Below are 17,543 nucleotides of genomic sequence, written 5' to 3' on the forward strand. Positions count from 1 at the left end.
GAGCGGGCGGACGAATTGAATGCCAGCTCACTTCCGAACCCACACGCGACACGACCTCCACTCACCGGGTCTCCGAACCCATTCGAGCGAAACGTCGCACGCCAGGAGGATCGGTCCCTACGTGAAAGCCAGCGCTCATGGAGCAGATGACCCACCTGTTACCGAAACCGTCCCGCGAAGGGGGACGTGGCAGGGGCGAGCATGTAGCGGAGGAAAGCGGCGAGGTCGGCGAACGCTGAACGCGGTCACTCATCTCACCGTGGGGGCGAGACGCTATCCCAGAAGAGGCGCTCGGTCAGTTCCAACCGTCCAGCGACACCTGAGGCCCGCCGGCCAGGTAGCGATGAAGGGCGCTGGCGGTGGTCTCCACGAACTCTTCGGGGATGGCACCGGTGTCGACCCAGCGGACTTGGGCGTGCTTGCGCGGTTCGCGGTTCTCCGGCTCGCCGGACCATTCATGGGCGACGAAGACGACCGTGAGGAAGCCGTTGGGGGCTTCCACGCCCCAGGCGCCGTGGATGACGTGGGCGACCTTGAGCGCTTCCGGCTTGACGGTCATACCGGTCTCCTCGTACAGCTCGCGGACGGCCGTCGCGGTGATCGGCTCGCCGGGCTCGCTCTTGCCGACCGGGAGATCCCACTTGCCCCTGCCGAATTTGGCCTGGTCGCTGCGCTGGAGGAGGACCACGCGGCTGGTGGCCTTGTCATGGACGATGACGGCGGCGACCAGCAGGGTCATGGAGTCCAGGGTGGGCATGAGCGCTTTTGGCTGGTCATCGGCTGTCGGCTGAGCCACGGGGGTCCCTTCCCCGACCGGATCGGTGGGCATCTCGGCCGTACCTCTCGATCGGCTCCTCTACTTGAAGGCGAGCTCTCGGAAGTTGTTGCGGACATCGGTCAGCGGTGCGCGGTCGCGGGTGTAGTAGAGCTTGTTGGTCAGGAGCACCGCCCAGCGGTCCTTGGTGGGTGAGATCCACATGCCCGTGCCGGTGAAGCCGTAGTGGACCCAGACGTCCTCCTCGATGGTGGTGCCGGGAGCGGGGTGCCAGAACAGGCCGCGAGCGGGCTGGAGCTGCCCCGTCTCGATGGCCAGGGACCCGTTGATCCACTCGATGCCGAAACCAGCCCGGAGCTGTGACGCTGCGGGGGCGAGCATGTACTGGAGGAAGACGGCGAGGTCGTCGAGGACGGTGAAGGCGCCGGCGATGCCGCAGACGCCGCACAAGAGGCGGGCCGAGAAGTCGTGGGCGACTCCCTTGAGGTGGGTGTCGGTGTCCTGGTCTAGTTCGGTGGGCGCGCAGCGCGTCGCGAGGCTGGCGGGCAAGGGGCCGAAGCGGGTGGAGGTCATGCTCAGTGGGAGCCAGGTGCGGGTGGTGGCCAGTTGGTCCAAGGGCTGGCCGGAGAGGTGTTCGGCGAGATAGCCCAGGATGAGGGCGGCCCGGTCGGTGTACTCGACGGCTTCTCCGGGTGTCCGATGAAGTTGTTCTTGGAGGACGCCTCGGCGAATCTCGTAGGGGTCGGTGCCGTAGAGGTTCTTCAGCTGCGCCCGCAGCGGGACGCCGGCGGTGTGCGTCAGCAGCTGCCGGGCGGTGACGGATCCGAGCGGGTGCCCGGTGACCTCCTGCCAGAAGCTGCCGAGCGGCTGGTCGAGGTCGAGGGTGCCGTCCTCCCACAGGGCTCCGATGGAGGACCAGACGGCCAGGATCTTGGTGAGGCTGGCGGCGTCGAAGACGGTGTCGGTGCGCATCGGCACCCCCGGCTCGTCGGGGTCGAGGACCCCGGTGGTGCCCCGGGCGAGGGTGCCGGTGGCGTCGCCGAGGGCCCACACGGCGCCCGGGTACACCTTGTCGCGGACTCCCTCGTCGAGGAGGGCTTCGATGCGGTCGCGGTCGTACGTCATGGTCTCCCTCTTCGCCGGGGTGTCCCGCCGGTCAGCGTAGTGACGTTCGTGGAGCGGTTCGGGTAGTGACGTGTCGGGTCGTCTGGCGGTCGGTTCAGGTGAGCTGTCGGCCGAGGTCGGTCAGGGATCGTGCGGTCGCCGAGAGGGGATAGCGTGCCGCGTTGGCATAGCCCGCCTGCCGGAGGGCAGTCATCAGCCCGGGTGTCCTTCTCAGCCGGTCGAGGTCGCGCGCGAGTGCGGCGGAGTGGGTGAAGTCGGTGGCCATGCCGGAAGCGGCGAGGGCTTGATTGAGGCCGGGGACGGGCTGGTAGAGGACGGGGAGCCCGCACGCTTGGGCTTCCAATGCGACGAGTCCCATGGCTTCCAGGGTGGTGGACGGCACGACTAATACGTCGTGTTCGGTGAAGGCTTTCCATAGCTGTGGGCGGCGGAGCCAGCCGAGGTAGCGGACCCGTACGCCGGCTCGCTGCAGCAGTGGGGCCAGTACGTGGAACTGGGCTTTGGGCGCTGCGACGCTCAGCTCGATACCGGGCACGGGAGCCAGGCTCTTGATCAGGGCCTCGGCACCCTTTTCGTTGGTCAGGCGTCCTGCGTACAGGAGCCGCAGGTGGCTGGCGGAGGTGCGTGCCGGCCGGGCGGGCGGGGCGGTAAGCAGGTGGTCGGGGATGCCCCAGGGGATGTGGGTGATCTTGCGGCGTTCGATCTGCGGGGCGAGCTTGAGGAGGCGGTCGGCCATTGCGGTGGTCGGGACCACGATGGCGTCGGCGGCCCTGGCTGTTTCGCGTAGCACCTGGAGCTGGTCTCGGTGGGTCTCGGCGAAGAGCAGGTCCGTGCCGTGGACGAGGGCGATCCGGGGATGCGAGGGCAGAGCCCGGATGAGGGCAGGAGTGGCGCCGAATGCGAGGTGCTGCAAGTGGAGGACGTCGATCTGTGTGGGATCGAGCGTGGCTGTAAGCGCTCTGCGCAGGGTGGTGACGTAGCGGCTGAAGGCTGCTCCTTCCAGGCATTTGCCTGCTGCGGGGAGCAGGTTGAGGCCGGCGGGTGGACGGGGAGCGTGACCAGGTGGTGCGAGCATGAAGGCGTGGGCCGGGATGAGGGGTTGCTCGCCGGTGTAGAGGTCGAGGAAGAGTTCGACGCTGCCGCCGGGGCTTCCGGCGGGGAGATCCAGGAAGGTGGCGGCCATCGGGCCGGTGGCCGAGCTGGCGTTCACCGCATTCCTCCGTCGATCTCCTCGTAGAGGCGCGAGATGTCGATGCCTTCCGTGGACGCGTACTTGGCCGGCTGCTGCTGGTAGCTGGCCGGGGCGCCGAAGGTGGTGAGGAAGACGAGCTTGCCGAAGGTCATGCCCGGATACACGCGCACCGGTTGGGTGGCGCGGATCTCCAGCGTCCAGCGGATCGCATGGCCCTGGTGTCCGAGCGGAGCCGACACGTGGACCCAGATGCCCAGGGAGCCGATGGTGCGGTCGCCGTTCAGCAGCTGCGCGTACGTCTCCGAACCGGTCCGTTCCAGGGTGATGCCGAGGTAGAGCAGGCCAGGGCGCAGCACCAGGCCGGCGTCGGGGATGGACTGCTCGGTGAAGGTGGTGGGCATTGCGGCGTCGAGGTCGCCGTCGCAGACGCGGATGGTGTTGCCGAGGCGCCAGTCGTAGGCGTTGGGGGAGACGCGGCTGGGCTCGTACGGGTCGATGGTGATCTCGCCGGCCTGGACGGCGGCGGCGATGGCGGGGCCGGTGAGGATCACGAGGCCACCGCCCGGAGTCGGGTGAGGTCTCGCCAGTAGACGGAGGGCTGCGGGCCTGTGGCGGCCTGGTACTTGCCGCGGTAGAGGTCGATGGCGCCGGTGGAGAGGAAGAACATGATCTGCCCGATTTTCATGCTGGCGTACACGCGCAGCGGTCGGATCGGGGTGAGCATGAGTGTCCACTGGCCGTGGAAGCCGATGTCGCCGATGGGGGCGGTGATCTCGACGAACAGGCCGAGGCGGCCGACGGAGGAGCGGCCGAACAGCAGCGGGACGAAGGTGTCGGAGCCGACCTCTTCGAGGGTGTGGCCGAGGTAGAGCTCGCCTGGCTGGAGGACGTGCCCGTCCGGGCCGATGGTGGTTTCGCGGGTGGGGTTGGGCCGGTGGGCGTCCAGGACCGTGCTCGTGTACGTGATCAAGGTGGGGCCCAGACGCACGTTGTAGCTGTTGGGGTTGACCTGGTCGGCGGCGAAGGGGGTGATGCGGAGGCGGCCGTCGTGAGCGGCTGCGGTGATCTCCGGGCCAGTGAGGATCATTAACTGCCTCCTTCCGCGGTGTCGGGGGCGGTGAGGACGTGCTGGACAGCCTGGTCCAGACGCAGGCCGGCCTCGTGCGTGCGCTCGCCGAGGTAGTTGTCGGCGAGGTAGTCGGTGGTCAGCACGGTGGTGACGGCATCCGGCAAGGGATCGGGGGCGGTGACGAGCGGGCCGGTCTGGGTGGTCAGATGTGACAGCCAGCCGGGGAGGTCGCTGCGTGCCTGCTCAGGTACGTGGGCGTGCACCAGCTGGTTGGCGAACGGTTCGATGGAGAGCAGGTGGCCCTGGGTGAGGGTGTCGCCGAGTGGTACGGCGCGTAGTGCCGTCTCGTTGAGGATGACCGTGTCTGCCCCGAGTGCCGTACGCAGGCGGGCGGTGAGGTCCACGAGCAGGCTGCGCCGGTCGAGGGACTGGTGGCGGTAGGCCGGTCTGATCGGGCCGAGGACGCCGGCCAGCTGCTGCTTGACGTCCTCGATGCGTGAGTGCAGGCCCGCAAGCTCCGTGGGAACGACGCTCGGGGCCCGATCCGGGAAGGACGTGGTGCCCGCACCCCATCCCGTGCCCACGGGCGTGGCGATGGCATAGCCGCCGGCGAGTTCCCGACCCTTGACGACCAGGGTGTCGTCGACCCGGACCGGCCCGTACTGATCGCTGTGGCAGTGCCCGGCGAAGACCACATCGAGGAACGGACAGGCTGCCGCGAGTTTCCGGTCCTCGTCGAAGCCGGAGTGGCTGAGCAGGACCCAGCTGTCCACCTCGTGGTGGTGAGCGAGCATCAGCTCGCGTAGGGCCTGGACGGGATCAGTGACGCAGTGGCCGGCTCGCTGGGCGACCGGGATCGAGTGGAAGGCTTGTCGGCCGATCACAGCGGTTACGCCGATGCGACGTCCAGTGATGTCCGCGATGTACAAGCGGCGGAAGAGTGCGTCGCCGGTGTTGGCATCGACGGCGTTGGCACAGACAGTGTGCAGGTGGAGGTCGGGTTCGAAGTGGTGGGGCCAGCCGTGGTTGCCAGGGGCCAGCACGTCGTACAGCCCGAGCAGGATCTCGCGCTCGATCGTGCCGCGACCGAGGCGGTAGTACCCACTGCCTTCGAAGAAGTCGCCGCAGTCCACGATGAGCGAGGTCGGGCGCAGCGCGTGGAGGTGTGTCAGGAAGGGCGCGGCGTTGTCGAAGGCGGAGTGGACGTCGGTCGTGGCAATGACCCGGCGGAGGTTCCGGCCGTCGGTGGTCATGGGGTGACCTCGCAGATGTCGGCGCCCAGGGTGCGCAGCTTGCCGGACAGGTCGGCGTGGCCGCGGCGCAGCTGGTCGAGGCCGCCGATGGTGGTGACGCCTCGGGCCGTGAGGCCGACGACCATGAGGGCGGACCCGGTGCGGATGTCGGTGGCTTCGACGCCCGCGCCCGTCAGCTGCTGGGGCCCGGTCAGGCGGCATTCGGTGGGGGAGATCTCCTCGATCCGGGCGCCTAGGCGGGTCAGCTGCGGCAGCAGGTTGCCGTGGCGGCCGGGATTGATGGCGTCGGCGAACAGATGCGTGCCGGGCAGTCCGAGGGCGAGTGCCATGAGCGGTGGTTCGAAGTCGGCGTCGAGGCCCGCAGGGCTCAGAGAGGCGATGGCCCGCAGGGGACGACCAGTGGGGGGTGTCTCATACGCGCGGACAGTAAGGCCACCCGGCTCCGCGTCTGCGGGGATGCCGAGCTGATGAAGGGCAGCCACGAACGGGCCTACGTCCTTGCCCTGCACGCCGTCGATACGGGCAGTACCGCGCGTCGCGGCGATCGCGCAGGCCAGCGTGGCTGCCTCGATCTTGTCTCCGGGCACGGTCCAGGCAGCGGGGGCAGTCGGCGGCGAGGAGGGCGGCGAGAGAGTCAGTACATGCTCGTTGGCGCGCGTCTCCCAGCCCACCGAACTCAGGGCGTCGAGCACGCTCAGGACTTCGGGCGAGAGGTTGGGTTGGCCCAGCCGTAAGGGCCGGCCGGTTGTGAGGGCGCGCAGTGTCGCGGCCACGGTCGCACCGCGAGAGCGGAAGGGCAGTGCGATGGAGACGGTGCCCGTGTGAGAGCTGAGGGCTTCGATGCCGTACCCGGAGCTGTCCTGCCGGCTCCGGTCGCCGAACGCCTCGTACACCTTGAAGTGCAGCTCCATCCCGCGCGCACCGATCCGGCAGCCACCCGGCCAAGGCAGCCGCGCCTGGCCGTAACGCGCGAGCAGGGCGGGGACGAGGTAGTACGAGGCGCGGATGTGGGCTGCCTGCGCCAGATCGGGCAGTCGTTGAGATGCCTCCGTCGGCAGGATCACGTAAGTGGTTGGTTCGCCGACGGGCTGCGTGACATGCCAACCCGCCTGGTGCAGCAGAGTGAGCATGATCTGGACGTCCGTGCTGTCCGGGACGTTGCTCAATCGGCCCGGGCGACCGAGGGCCGCCGCGGCGGCCAGGAGCGGCAGAGCGGCGTTCTTGGAGCCGTCGACGCTCACGGTGCCGGCGAGCGGCGGCCCGGGGCGTACGGCGATCACCTCGGCGGCCACGCCGGGGGCGTGGGTGGTCGTCATCATCAACTCCTCTGGAGGGGCGGGAAACAGGCGACTTCCTGGCTGGGTTTGCTGGTCAGGTCGATTTCGGCCCAGCAGCGCTTGCCGTTCTTCGTCGGTTCGGCGTGGTACCGGTCGGCGAGAGCGGCGACGAGGAACAGACCCCGGCCGCCCTCGCTGTCCGCGTCGGGCAGAGCTGGCTGGGGTAGGACCGGGCTCGTGTCGCAGACCTCGATCCGCAGGACGGCCTCGTCGAGACAGACCGCGAGCGAGACGGATCCGGTGCCGGCGTACTGGACCGCGTTGGTGACGAGCTCGCTGACCAGCAGTTCGGCTGTGTGCACCACCTCGGCGCCCAGTCCCGAGCCCCAGCCCGCTATCGCGTCCACGGCCTGGTGCCGGGCCTGGCTTGCTGCGGCGGGCATCGCGGGTAGGGAAAGAGCGAGCTGGTGCGCTTCCATGAGCGGCCTCCCGGTGTAGGTGGGGCCACACCAAGCAACCAGTCCGTCGCCGCGAGTGGTGAGCCCTGACGCGGGCGATGCATGACTTATGCAGGGGCTGCATCACGGCCAACTACGGCTGATCTATGCTCGATTGAGCAGGCAGGATCAGCGACGGCGGAAGGAGCCGTGGCAGATGGCCGACGCGCATGGGGAAGCGAGACGGATCGGAGACCGGATCCGTCGGGCACGGGTGTTACAGCGGCGTTCACAGCACGGCGTGGCCGCAGCGCTTGGGTATCACCAGTCCAAGGTGAGCCGTCTGGAGAGCGGTCGCGGCACGGAGGACATCCGCGTATTACGCGCCATCGCGCAGGAACTGAACATCCCGCCTCATGAGTTGGGCCTCGCCCCGTCTCAGGACGTCTCCGCCGCCGATCGAGAAGCTGACGACATGCACCGCCGCACCTTCCTCGCCGCGAGTATCGCAGCGCTCGCGGCCCCGGCCGGCTCTTCGGCCTTGCACACCGCCCTCGTCCAGGCCCTCCTGCCCGGTCCCGGCCCCGCGGGCACCGGTGGCCCCCAGGGCACGGCCGTCCTGTACGAACGCGTCGGATCAGCACTGAGGCTCTTCCACACCTGCCAATACACGGAGTTGGAGCGCACCCTCCCGAGCCTGATTGCCGACCTGCGACTGGCGGTCGGTGATGCGACGGACGGGGACACGGTGTCCCGGCTCCTGGCCACGGCGTACCAGACGACGACGAGCCTGCTGCTCAAGCAGCACGACCAGGGCAACGCATGGCTCGCCGTCGGCCGGGCGATGGCAGAAGCCGAACGCTCAGGCGACCCAGTCGTCCTCGCCTCCAGCGTCCGTGTCCAGGCCCACGTGCTGGTCCGTGAGAAGCACGCCACGGAGGCCGTCACCTTGGTCCGGCACACCGCCGACCAGCTCACCGGCTCCTACGACCGGCGTTCACCGAAGTACCTCGCCGCCGTGGGACTGCTGCTCCTGCGCGGTGTGACCGCGGCCAGCAGTCGTGGTGATCGCGCGGCCACGAAGGAATTCCTCACCGAGGCGAAAGAAGTCTCGCGGTACGTCACTCTCGACCGGCCCGACGCCTGGGCCACCTTCAGCCCGACCAACGTCGCCCTGCACGAGCTGAGCGCCCTGGTGGCCTTCGGCGACGCCGGCCTCGCCCTTCAGGCGGCCAGGCCCCTCATGCGCCGGCACATCCCGGTCCCCGAACGCCGGGCCGCACTATGGGTCGAAGCGGCTCGCGCCTACAGCCAGCAGGGACGCCTGGCCGACGGCTACCAAGCCCTGAGGATCGCCGAGACCTGCGCCGCCCAGGACATCCGCCGCCCCGACGTCCGCAACCTGGTCGCCGATATGGCCGCCCGCGACCGCCGACGTACCCTGCCGGAACTGCACCACTTCAGCCGCCAACTGGGAGTCCCCGCGTGACCGAACCGACTGCCCCGGACAAGAAGCCCTTCCTGTACGTCGTCGTGTGCGCGGCAGGCGTGGCCCGTGACGTCGGCAAGCTGATCACGGCCGCCCAGGAGGCGAACTGGGATGTCGGCGTCATCGCCACACCGCAGGGATTTGGCTTCATCGACGCTACGGCGATCGAGGCACAGACCGGCTACCCGATCCGCTCCGCCTGGCGTTCACCGGGAGACCCGCGCCCACTGCCCCCGGCGGACGCGATCGCCGTGGCTCCCGCCACCTTCAACACGATCAACAAGTGGGCCGCCGGGATCTCCGACACCCTCGCCCTGGGCATCCTGTGCGAGGCGTACGGCATGGCCATCCCGACCGTGGCACTGCCCTACCTGAACTCCGCCCAGGCCGCCCACCCCGCCTACCAGCAGAGCCTGGACCGGCTACGGGGGATGGGTGTCCTGATCGGTTCCTGCGAACCGCACCGGCCGAGGGCCGGCGGCGCGGCGGACCGCTTCCGCTGGGAGGAAGCACTGGACTTGCTGGAGCCTCTGGTCAACACGGTGCGGTGACGCTGTTCCCTCGGTGTGGGAAACCTGAAGGGTGGACGCGACAGGTACCTCCGCGCCCGCTGACGGCATCACCGGTGTCGAGCAGGTGCCGCCAGGCCAGGCTGTGACGGGCTCGATGGAGTCTGGCCAGGCTGTGCCGGTCGGGCTGCAACCCTGGTGCGGGCTTGGGCAGCCCGTGCTCGGACGCTGGGAGCCTGCCGGGCGGCGAGGCGTTGGACGCGCCAGGTGAGGGTCCTGGCGGTGGAGCGGGCGTCGTCGAGGGTGCGCTGACGTGCGGCGTGCTGGAGGAGTTGCTCGGGGTCGTGGCCGGCGTTCTCGGCTTCGGTGAGGACTGCGGCCAGGGCGGGCCAGGCAGGGTCGTCGAGGACCTGTTGGGCGTGGTCTGGCAGGATCACGAGGATCCACTGGGCGTGCCGTTCCATGGCGCGTGCCGGTGGTTGGCGCTGAGCCAGGGCGGCCAGCGGCCCGGCAGCAGCCTGTCGGTAGGCGGTCTGGAGATGGGCCAGGGTCTGGTGGGCGGCGGCGACCTGCTGGTTGTGCCGGCGGGCTTGGTGCCAGCGAGCTGTGGCGATGACGATGAGGACGGCGATGTCGAGGAACATCGCCAGCCCGGAGCCGTCGCTGGTGACCGGCGCGGTGCGCAGGGCTCGGACGGCACCCCGCAGGGCGCGGGCCTGGTCCTGCTGGGCGCGGATGCGGGAGCGGGTGGCGCGCTCGAAGGCGACGGCGGCCTGCTGCAGATGTGGCCGCAGGTGGCTGGGGGCGAGCAGCGGCAGGACGTCGATGGCTTCGCCGAGCGCAGCGATGTGGGCCTGGGCGGCTTCGTCGTCGCCGTGGTCGAGGTGGTGGAGGATGCGCTCGGCTGCTGCCGTGGCCTGGTGCCACGGGTTGGGCCTGCGTCGGCTGCCCGGCTCCGCTGCGGGCGGGGCATCGATGGCGGTGAGGAGTTCGCGGATCTTGGGGAAGGACAGGTCGGGGGCGAGTTTGGCGCCGGAGAACCAGATCGGCTCGCCGGCGGCGTTGGTGTCGCCTTCCACGGCGACCTTGTACCCGCGCGCGTCACCGGAGGGAAAGTGCTGCACGTCCACAAGGACGCCCTCGACGCCGTCGAGCAGAAGGAGGAACTCCTCCGGGCTGGTGGCGATGGACACTAGCTGGCGGACGGTGGTGCGCAGGCGTTCGCGGGAGGTCTGGGTCTTGCCGACGCGGCGGGCCTTCTCCGTCTCGGCGCGGGTGGGGCGCTTGGCGGCGGTGCGGTCGCCGCGCACGACCTGCTTGAGGCCGTATTCCTTCTCGATGGCGGCGAGTTCCTTGTCGGCGGTCAGGTAGTCGTTCCAGTGGCGGGCGGTGCGCAGGTCGCCACGGACCTTGGTGGCGGCGATGTGGATGTGGTCGTCGGCGTGGCGGACGGCGACCCACCGGCACCCGTCCGGATCGCCTTGTGGCGCGATGCCAGTGGCCGCCACAACGCGGCGCGCGATGTCCGCCCACTCGGCGTCGGTGAGGTGCCGGTCGCCGGGGGCGGCACGTACCGAGCAGTGCCACACGTGCCGCTCGGGCGCCCGGCCCAGTCGGCGGGCTTGCTTAACCCGCAGGTCGAGGTCGGCCACGAGCCGCTTCTTTGTGGCGTCGAAGCCGTCGGCGCGGCCGGGATCGGGAGCGAAGCCGTCCCAGGAAGCGACCAGGTGCGGGTCGGTGTGGTCCTTGGCCTTCTTCGTGTCGAACAGATACCGGATCAGGCCGGCGGTGCTCTTGCCGCTGCCGATCTTGGCGATCACCAGGCCGCCTTCACGGAGACGGCGTGGTTCATGGTCTGCGCGATGTCGCTGATGGCGCCGCGGACGGCGACCAGGGTGCGTTCGGTCTGGGCGAGGACGGTGGCGTCCACAGGGTGTGGATCGCCTCCGGCGTTGAGGCGGTGCGCGATCTGGTTGACGTTGTTGCCGATGCGCGCGACTTCGGCCCGTAGGGCGTCGAGCTTGTCGAGGCAGTCATCGAGCTGGGTGCGCTGCCCGGCCAGGCCCACGGCGAGATCACCGTCGAGGTAGGCCGTGATCACGGCGCCGACGAGGTGGGCGCCGGCGATGCCCATCTTGCGGGCACGGGTAAGGATCCGGGCCTTCTCATCGCTGCTGTAGCGGACATCGACACGTTGCTTGCGCTGGACGCTCTCGCGGGTACGGCGGCGAGCGATGCGACGCAGGGTGACTTCGTCGGCGGGGGCGGCGGGCGACTGTTCGGCTGCGTCGCCGGGCGTTACCTCCTCGGGCACCCCCTGGTGCCCGAGGTCCTCCGCCACCCCCGGGGCGGAGGTGCCTGCGTTGGACCGGCCCTTGGACGGTCCAACGCCATACCTTGCTGCGCTGGTGGCGATGGTCATCATCTGCGTCCGGTCGGTGGCGAGTTCGGGGTGCTGGTCGTGCATTGAGGGGTTCTCCGTGCGGTGTTGGGGAGCGAGGCCGTGTCGCCTAGTGGGCCGCTCGTCCCCGCTCCGGGCTGTGCGGGAACGAGCGGAGGGGGTCGATCGGGGTGGGGCGGCGGCCCTCAGCGCGTGCCGACGGGGGCCGTGTCGGGCTCGGCCTGTCGCTGGCGGGCAGCCCGGTCGAGTTCGGCCTGTACTCGGTCCTTGAGCTGAGTGAGACGGTCCTTGCCGATGCGGTACTCAGCGGCTCGGATGGCCGCCTCGATGTTGCGGCGTGAGGCACGGTCCCCGCGTCCCAGCGGTGCGGTGCGGGCGATGGCGAGGAGTTCGTCGAAGGTGACATCCCGTTCGTGGCCCTCGTCTTTGGAGAGCGGCTTCGGGGCCCGCGGCACGTTGGCGGCTGCCTCCGCCAGGTCTGGGCGCTCGGCCACGTCACGCGAGCTCTGTGCCTCCTTCGGCAGGAAGTCATCGTCTTGCGAACGGGCAGGCCGCATGGCGCTGTGCGTGCCGTTGTGGCTGTGGCCAGAGGAGTTGTGGCCCGGTGTGGCGGCGGCCTCTTCGCGCAGACTCGTGGGGTGGCGGCGGATGACGAGGTCGAGGTGGACCGCGCCGGCCAGGGCGAGCGGAGCTATCGCGGACAGGGCGCCGACGGTGACATCGTCCAGATGGAGCCCGGCGGTGTGTGCCTGCTGGTTGAGGCGGACGGCGTGCAGAGCGTTCGCCCAGATGCTCGTGACGGTGGCGAGACCGACCAGTGCCCAGACGTACAGGCGAGAACGCCAGGGCGCGGTACGGAGGATGAGCAGGGCGGCGACGCCGATGGCGATGAACCCGTCGATCACGAGGGGGAAGGCGTAGGTGAGGACTCCGCGGATGTGGATGGCGACGGCCATCTGCCGCAGGGCGTCGTAGGAGAGGGCGAAGCCAATCGTGCCGACCAGGGCGACCCCGAGGCGGATCGCTACGGTCACTGGCGGCACGGGGGCTTGGGCGGTGCGTGAGGGCAAGCGTGGTACTCCAGGGGGAGACGGGTGCCTAGGCGCGGTGCGGGGTTGCCAGTGGGGAGGGCGGCGGACTCGTCGCACCCGTCGCATGCCTGGTCAGGGCAGGTACGGGAGCCTGGCGTGATACGGGAGGACCCGTCACAGTTGCCGGACCCGTCACGGGGATGACCTGCGGTGCGACGTGTGCGACGGGTGTTTACGGGTGTACGGCCGACCCGTGACGTGTGGTCTCACCGCCGTCGGGTGGCCGCTCCTCGGGGCAGTAGCGGGCCCAGGCATCGGTGAACTGTGCGTGGGTGAATCCCCGGGCCTGCCGTCCGCCTTCGAAGCGGAGGACGGCTGCCTGGATACCGAAGTCCTTCAGCAGGATCCCCAGGTAGCGCGGGGTCAGACCGGTGTTGCGGTACTCCGCCCACGGCGCCTCCTGGTCCTTGAGTAGCTCTTCCAGCAGGTCCCGCGTGCGCACGGTGTCAGGATCGCCGTAGCACGCGAAGACGCGGCGGATGTCCTTCAGCAGGCGTGTCTTCACGTTGGACTCGTCGTCCTGGCCGACCTCGGCGGCACACATGGCCACGCACGCTTCGCGTGCTCGCTCCGGCCAGGAGTCGCCTGCCAGTTCGGCGACGACCACCAGCGGTTCCCAGGTGTCGGCCGCACGGTCCTGCACCGGCATCGGCGGCACCAGGTCGGCTGCGGTGTCCATCAGCGGGCGCAGCCAGGCAGTCAGCCGGTCACGTAGGGCGTGCAGGGCGGGTATGTCGCGGCGGGAGCGGAACTGTTCCACCCGCTCACCTGGTTTGCGCCGCTGCATTCGGATCACCACGGCCCGGTCCATGACCGTGTCCGGCAGGTCCCCGATGCCGGCGAGCGCGGCCATGGCGAAGGTGGGGAACGCCTGCGGCTTGTGCTCCGGCCCGGAGATCCGCAGGGCGGGCCGGTTGCGCTGGTGGCCGGCGTTGAGGAGGCCACGCAGCTCCTCGTTCTTTTCGGCGGCCTTGATGCTGCCGAAGATGGTGTCGGCCTCGTCCACCAGCAGGGTGGGCGGGTCCGCACCGATGGCGCGGAAGACCACCGCCGGGCTGGTGTTGACCGTGATCAGCGGCTCGCGCACAGTCTCGGTGAGCACGTCCAGCAGGCGGGACTTACCGCACCGCTTCGCAGGCCCGACCACGGCGAGGCGAGGTGCGTGCTGGAGGGCGGGCTGGATGTGCGTGGCCGCCACCCACAGCGTGACGGCGGTCAGCGCCTCACTGCTGGGCAGGATCACGTACCGCGCGATGGCTTCCTGCAGCTCGTCCAGTAGCTGTGCGCCTTCTCCGGGCTGCCCTGGCTCGTCGTCCTCCGAGGTCGAGGCTTTCGCGGTGGCGTCCTGGCCCAGGGCGGCGACGGGCGGCCAGGTGGGTATCGAGGATGCGGCGGAGGAGTCGGGGGACGTAGATTCGTCCATAGGCGTTCCTTCCCGGTGGGCCGGACGGGCAAGGCCCGGCCCACCGATTCGATCGTTCAAGGGCGATGGGGGCGGGGACTCCGTGGCTCTCGGCGGTGGCTCGCGGAGAGCCGCTTCGCTGTCCCGGCAGGGCGGCTTCAGGCCGTGAGGTCGTACGCGGACTGGGCGTTCACCCAGGCGTCCACCTCGGACCAGCGGTAGCGGAGGTGGCGGCCGACCTTGTGCACGTTGGGGCCGAGGCCCCGGTACTTCCACTGGTAGAGCGTTTTCACCGGCACCCCGAGATAGGCAGCGACTTCCGCCGGGGTGGCCAACGGGCCGCGCCGGGCAGCGTCGGCGGAGGAAGGGGCGTTCGCGCTGCGGAGAGAGGTATTCGGCACAGGGCTTTTTTTCGGTCTTGGACAGCGTGCCTGGACAACACAGCCACACCGCCAGCGAAGAAGTCCAGCGTTGGTTCTAAAACTCTCCACTAATTCCCTCGGCGTGGCTGGGAGGGGTAATAACCGTAGAGGTGGATCGGCCGTTGACCAAAAAGTTGGCGACTACCTCCTCATCCCTGATCGCCCGGGGGGCACCGACCGGGCCCGTCTCGTCGGTTGGTGCAGGCCGGAGCCTGTCTGGGCAGGTGATCAGGTGAGCTGAAGCAAGCGGTGAGCACATCATCGGTTACCGGCTCAAAACGCCCAAAGTTCACGCGTGACGGCAAGTTAGCACGGCGACTCCCGGAATTACTCGTCCGTGCCTCGTGAATGGGCGAGATAAACGCCACGCCGCCCCACGGTCACCCTGCAACGACTTCTGTAGAGTTTTAGAGCCAACTCTTGCCATAAAGGTCGGCTGCAAGTTACAGCTACCTGTCATGGCAACTCGACCCGTTGAAATAGGCCCCGCCGGCCTCCACGCCGCCCGCGCCATAGAGCGAATACGCATCGCGCGCGGCCTGACCCAGCACCAGCTGGCTGCCCGATGCACCGCGCTGGGCCGCCCGATGTGTAACACAGCCCTCAGCCGCACCGAGCGCGCCCACCGCCGCTGTGACGTCGACGACCTCGTCGCGATCGCCGCCGCCCTCGGCGTCTCGCACGCAGTCCTGCTGCCTCTGGAGACCTCTCCGCTCCGGACCTGGGAGCGCATTCAGGGGGTCCTTCTTGGCTGACGTGTACGACCGCTGGCACAAGTCCCACCCCAAGCCCACCGAGGCCGAGTGCGGTGAACACAAGAGCCGTACGCGGCAGATGGTCCCCACCGCCGATCATGGCGTCGGCAAGCGGTGGCAGGTCCGCTACCGCGATCTGGACGGCCGCCAGCGCAAGGAGAACTTCGACACCAAGGCTGAGGCGGACAACCGGGCCGCCGAGGTCGACGTCGAGATCCGGCGCGGTTCCTACGTCGTGCCAGCCGAGACGAAGCAGACGCTCGGCGCCTACGCACAGAAGTGGTTGGACGCGAACTCCGTCGGTCCGACGACAGCCCTCCGCTACGAGGCAACGGTCCGCAACCACATCGTCGAGCACCTCGGGCGACGCGAGCTTCGTTCCCTCAACCAGCCCTCGGTCATCCAGGGCTGGATCCGCACCCTCCAGGACGCCCGCCTGGAGGTGTCGACGATCGAGGGCATCTTCGACATCCTCTCCAGCATCCTCGGCGCGGCCGTGGAGGATGGGCTCCTGCCGAAGAACCCCTGCAAGGCGAAGTCGGTCAAGCTGCCGACCGCGACCAAGAAGAAGATCATCCCTTGGCCGCTGGAGCGCGTCCGGGCAGTCCTCGCCGGCCTGCCCAAGCGCTTCCAGGCCGGCGGCAAGCTCGCCTTTGGCTGCGGCCTGCGTCAGGGCGAGGTCTTCGGCTTTGCCGTCGAGGACATCGACTTCAAGACCGGCTGGATCCACGTCAACCGCCAGGTACGGCTCGTCGGCACGAAGCCCGTCTTCGCCCTGCCCAAGGGGAACAAGATCCGATCTGTGCCTCTACCGGCCCAGCTTGCTGCCGCCCTCAAGGCCCACACGAAGGAGTTCCCGCCGGTCGAGGTCACCCTGCCGTGGGCCAAGCCGGACGGCGAGCCGAAGACCTTCCGTCTCCTCTTCGTCGACCAGAAGGGGCGGGCCTACAACCGCAGCGTCTTCAACATGGGCGACTGGAAGCGCGCTCTGGCTGCCGCTGGCGTGATCCCTCCCCGCGAGCGCGGTGCGAGGTACCTCCAGGCGGCCCCCGAAGACGGGATGCACGCCCTCCGGCACGCCTACGCCTCCGTGCTCCTGGACGCGGGTGAGAGCATAAAGGCGCTCTCCGAGTACCTCGGCCACTCGGACCCGGGCTTCACGCTCCGGACGTACACGCACTTGCTGCCGTCCAGCGAGACCCGCACCCGCAAGGCGATCGACGACGCCTTCACGGAAACGGAAGCCGAGGCGGAAAACGACGGCGACCCACCCGCAGCCCAGGGCACATCAGCACCCCCAGCAAAACCAATGTGCCCTCAATGTGCCCTGGCCGCCTGACGGCCCTCCCCGGCACCCAAAAGGGCGAGGTCCGAAGACCCCGCCCAACCCGCAAGAAACCCCAGCTCAGAGCCGATCAGGGCCACACCAGGCAGTACGGCTGATGCCCCGCCTCATGCAGTCGATGGCTGAAGTCCTGCCACTCGTGCAGCAACTGGTACACGTTGAACGCGTCCCGCGGGCCGCCCCGGTCGGGGACCGTGGACCAGATGAAGGCCGCCGCGCCGACCGCTTCCTCGCCGATGCCGCGCAGGGGGTCGACGACGGTCATGGGGAGCTTGACGACGGCGTAGTCGGGGTGGAGGACGACCAGTTCCAGGGGCGGGACCTTGTGCAGGGGGACGCCCTCGATGCCGGTCAGCACCATGGCGGCCATGGTCTCCGGCTTGATCTTGGTGAACATGCCGTTCATGCCCAGCTCGTCGCCGCCGAGTTCCTCGGGGCGCATCGAGATGGGGACGCGGGCCGCGGTCGCGCCGTCCGGCGCGCCGAAGTATTTGTATGTCACCCCCACCCGACCACCATTTCTGCTCCCCGCCCTCAGGCGGTCGGCCCGGTGGTCGAGCCGACGGTCGCCCGGCCGGTCCAGCTGGCTCTCCAGCTGCCGGTCGGTCCGCCGGTCGTACCGCTCGGGCTCACCCGGTACACCCTGTGTCTGACGTGCGTCGCTCTGCCGTGCCTCGGTCGATTCCTCCGCCTCGCGCCGGTGCCTTCCCCGCCGGGCACGTCGAGGACCCAGGTCATCAGTCCCCTCGCCCAGTCCGCCACCGCGATGCATATCTCCACCCGACTGCTTTTCTAGGACGCGTGGCCCCCGCCGCGCAACCCGATCATCGTGTCAGTGACCTCCCCCACGGCCGCCCGCCGAAACGTGCGGTGGAACAACAGTCCACGGGTTCTTTTCCGGCCTCTGATCATTACGTGCGTAAGAGCTGTGTGTATCAGGTCTCAGTCTCGCAGATGGGACGCGCGCGGTGCTGCGGATGGGAGGTCGGCCGCCCCGCGCC

18 protein-coding genes are annotated in these 17,543 nt (G+C 69.3%); 4 read left to right on the forward strand and 14 right to left on the reverse strand.

Features of this window, described 5'->3' with window-relative positions; genetic code table 11:
- Positions 1–295: 295 nt before the first annotated feature.
- The 8 genes from ACWC2T_RS17610 to ACWC2T_RS17645 form a co-directional block, all read right to left on the reverse strand.
- Entirely contained in the window at positions 296–829 is a 534-nt protein-coding gene (locus ACWC2T_RS17610; RefSeq protein ID WP_369365180.1) for an NUDIX domain-containing protein, read from the reverse strand.
- Positions 830–856: 27 nt separating this feature from the next.
- The gene (locus tag ACWC2T_RS17615) at positions 857–1,900 is read right to left on the reverse strand and encodes a serine hydrolase domain-containing protein (protein ID WP_450671245.1); all 1,044 of its coding nucleotides are present in this window, start codon (positions 1,898–1,900) and stop codon (positions 857–859) included.
- A 94-nt stretch (positions 1,901–1,994) separates the two neighbouring features.
- On the reverse strand, positions 1,995–3,083 hold the full coding sequence (locus ACWC2T_RS17620) for a glycosyltransferase family 4 protein (protein WP_369368930.1): 1,089 nt from the start codon (positions 3,081–3,083) through the stop codon (positions 1,995–1,997).
- Positions 3,084–3,106: 23 nt separating this feature from the next.
- Entirely contained in the window at positions 3,107–3,643 is a 537-nt protein-coding gene (locus ACWC2T_RS17625) for a dCTP deaminase (protein WP_369365176.1), read from the reverse strand.
- Entirely contained in the window at positions 3,640–4,179 is a 540-nt protein-coding gene (gene dcd, locus ACWC2T_RS17630) for a dCTP deaminase (protein WP_369365174.1), read from the reverse strand. The genes ACWC2T_RS17625 and dcd overlap by 4 nt, the downstream gene beginning before the upstream one ends.
- Positions 4,179–5,414 carry a bifunctional UDP-sugar hydrolase/5'-nucleotidase gene (locus ACWC2T_RS17635; protein WP_381553422.1) on the reverse strand — a complete coding sequence of 412 codons (1,236 nt, stop codon included), beginning with the start codon at positions 5,412–5,414 and terminating at the stop codon, positions 4,179–4,181. The genes dcd and ACWC2T_RS17635 overlap by 1 nt, the downstream gene beginning before the upstream one ends.
- Positions 5,411–6,730 (reverse strand): UDP-N-acetylglucosamine 1-carboxyvinyltransferase, encoded by a 1,320-nt coding sequence (locus tag ACWC2T_RS17640; protein WP_369365171.1) that lies wholly within the window; start codon positions 6,728–6,730, stop codon positions 5,411–5,413. The genes ACWC2T_RS17635 and ACWC2T_RS17640 overlap by 4 nt, the downstream gene beginning before the upstream one ends.
- A 2-nt stretch (positions 6,731–6,732) precedes the next feature.
- A complete protein-coding gene (locus ACWC2T_RS17645; protein ID WP_369365170.1) occupies positions 6,733–7,170 on the reverse strand; it encodes an ATP-binding protein in 438 nt (145 codons plus the stop codon).
- Positions 7,171–7,345: 175 nt separating this feature from the next.
- On the opposite strand from ACWC2T_RS17645, the gene ACWC2T_RS17650 reads away from it, so the two are divergent.
- Complete coding sequence (locus ACWC2T_RS17650; protein ID WP_450671246.1) at positions 7,346–8,617, forward strand: helix-turn-helix domain-containing protein; 1,272 nt, start codon at positions 7,346–7,348, stop codon at positions 8,615–8,617.
- Positions 8,614–9,168 (forward strand): flavoprotein, encoded by a 555-nt coding sequence (locus ACWC2T_RS17655; RefSeq protein WP_355941094.1) that lies wholly within the window; start codon positions 8,614–8,616, stop codon positions 9,166–9,168. Before ACWC2T_RS17650 ends, ACWC2T_RS17655 begins: the two co-directional genes overlap by 4 nt.
- Positions 9,169–9,236: 68 nt before the next feature.
- Here the strand turns inward: ACWC2T_RS17655 and ACWC2T_RS17660 are convergent, their stop codons facing one another.
- The 5 genes from ACWC2T_RS17660 to ACWC2T_RS17680 form a co-directional block, all read right to left on the reverse strand.
- Positions 9,237–10,946, reverse strand: a complete 1,710-nt coding sequence (locus tag ACWC2T_RS17660; protein WP_450671247.1) for a relaxase/mobilization nuclease domain-containing protein — start codon at positions 10,944–10,946, stop codon at positions 9,237–9,239.
- Entirely contained in the window at positions 10,943–11,593 is a 651-nt protein-coding gene (locus tag ACWC2T_RS17665; protein WP_369365165.1) for a MobC family plasmid mobilization relaxosome protein, read from the reverse strand. Before ACWC2T_RS17665 ends, ACWC2T_RS17660 begins: the two co-directional genes overlap by 4 nt.
- Positions 11,594–11,712: 119 nt before the next feature.
- Positions 11,713–12,570, reverse strand: a complete 858-nt coding sequence (locus ACWC2T_RS17670; protein ID WP_058083974.1) for a DUF2637 domain-containing protein — start codon at positions 12,568–12,570, stop codon at positions 11,713–11,715.
- 220 nt (positions 12,571–12,790) lie between these two features.
- Entirely contained in the window at positions 12,791–14,041 is a 1,251-nt protein-coding gene (locus ACWC2T_RS17675) for a DUF3631 domain-containing protein (protein ID WP_450671248.1), read from the reverse strand.
- Positions 14,042–14,178: 137 nt separating this feature from the next.
- Positions 14,179–14,421, reverse strand: a complete 243-nt coding sequence (locus ACWC2T_RS17680) for a helix-turn-helix transcriptional regulator (RefSeq protein ID WP_094056861.1) — start codon at positions 14,419–14,421, stop codon at positions 14,179–14,181.
- Between the two features lie 479 nt (positions 14,422–14,900).
- Between ACWC2T_RS17680 and ACWC2T_RS17685 the strand changes: the two genes are divergently transcribed.
- The gene (locus ACWC2T_RS17685; protein WP_390682967.1) at positions 14,901–15,197 is read left to right on the forward strand and encodes a helix-turn-helix domain-containing protein; all 297 of its coding nucleotides are present in this window, start codon (positions 14,901–14,903) and stop codon (positions 15,195–15,197) included.
- A gap of 1 nt (position 15,198) precedes the next feature.
- Positions 15,199–16,536, forward strand: coding sequence for a tyrosine-type recombinase/integrase (locus tag ACWC2T_RS17690; protein ID WP_058081476.1), 1,338 nt, complete (start codon positions 15,199–15,201; stop codon positions 16,534–16,536).
- A gap of 76 nt (positions 16,537–16,612) precedes the next feature.
- On the opposite strand, the gene ACWC2T_RS17695 is transcribed toward ACWC2T_RS17690, so the two are convergent.
- Positions 16,613–17,050, reverse strand: a complete 438-nt coding sequence (locus ACWC2T_RS17695; protein WP_003974483.1) for a hypothetical protein — start codon at positions 17,048–17,050, stop codon at positions 16,613–16,615.
- Between the last annotated feature and the right edge of the window lie 493 nt (positions 17,051–17,543).

Source organism: Streptomyces sp. NPDC001393 (assembly GCF_053597455.1).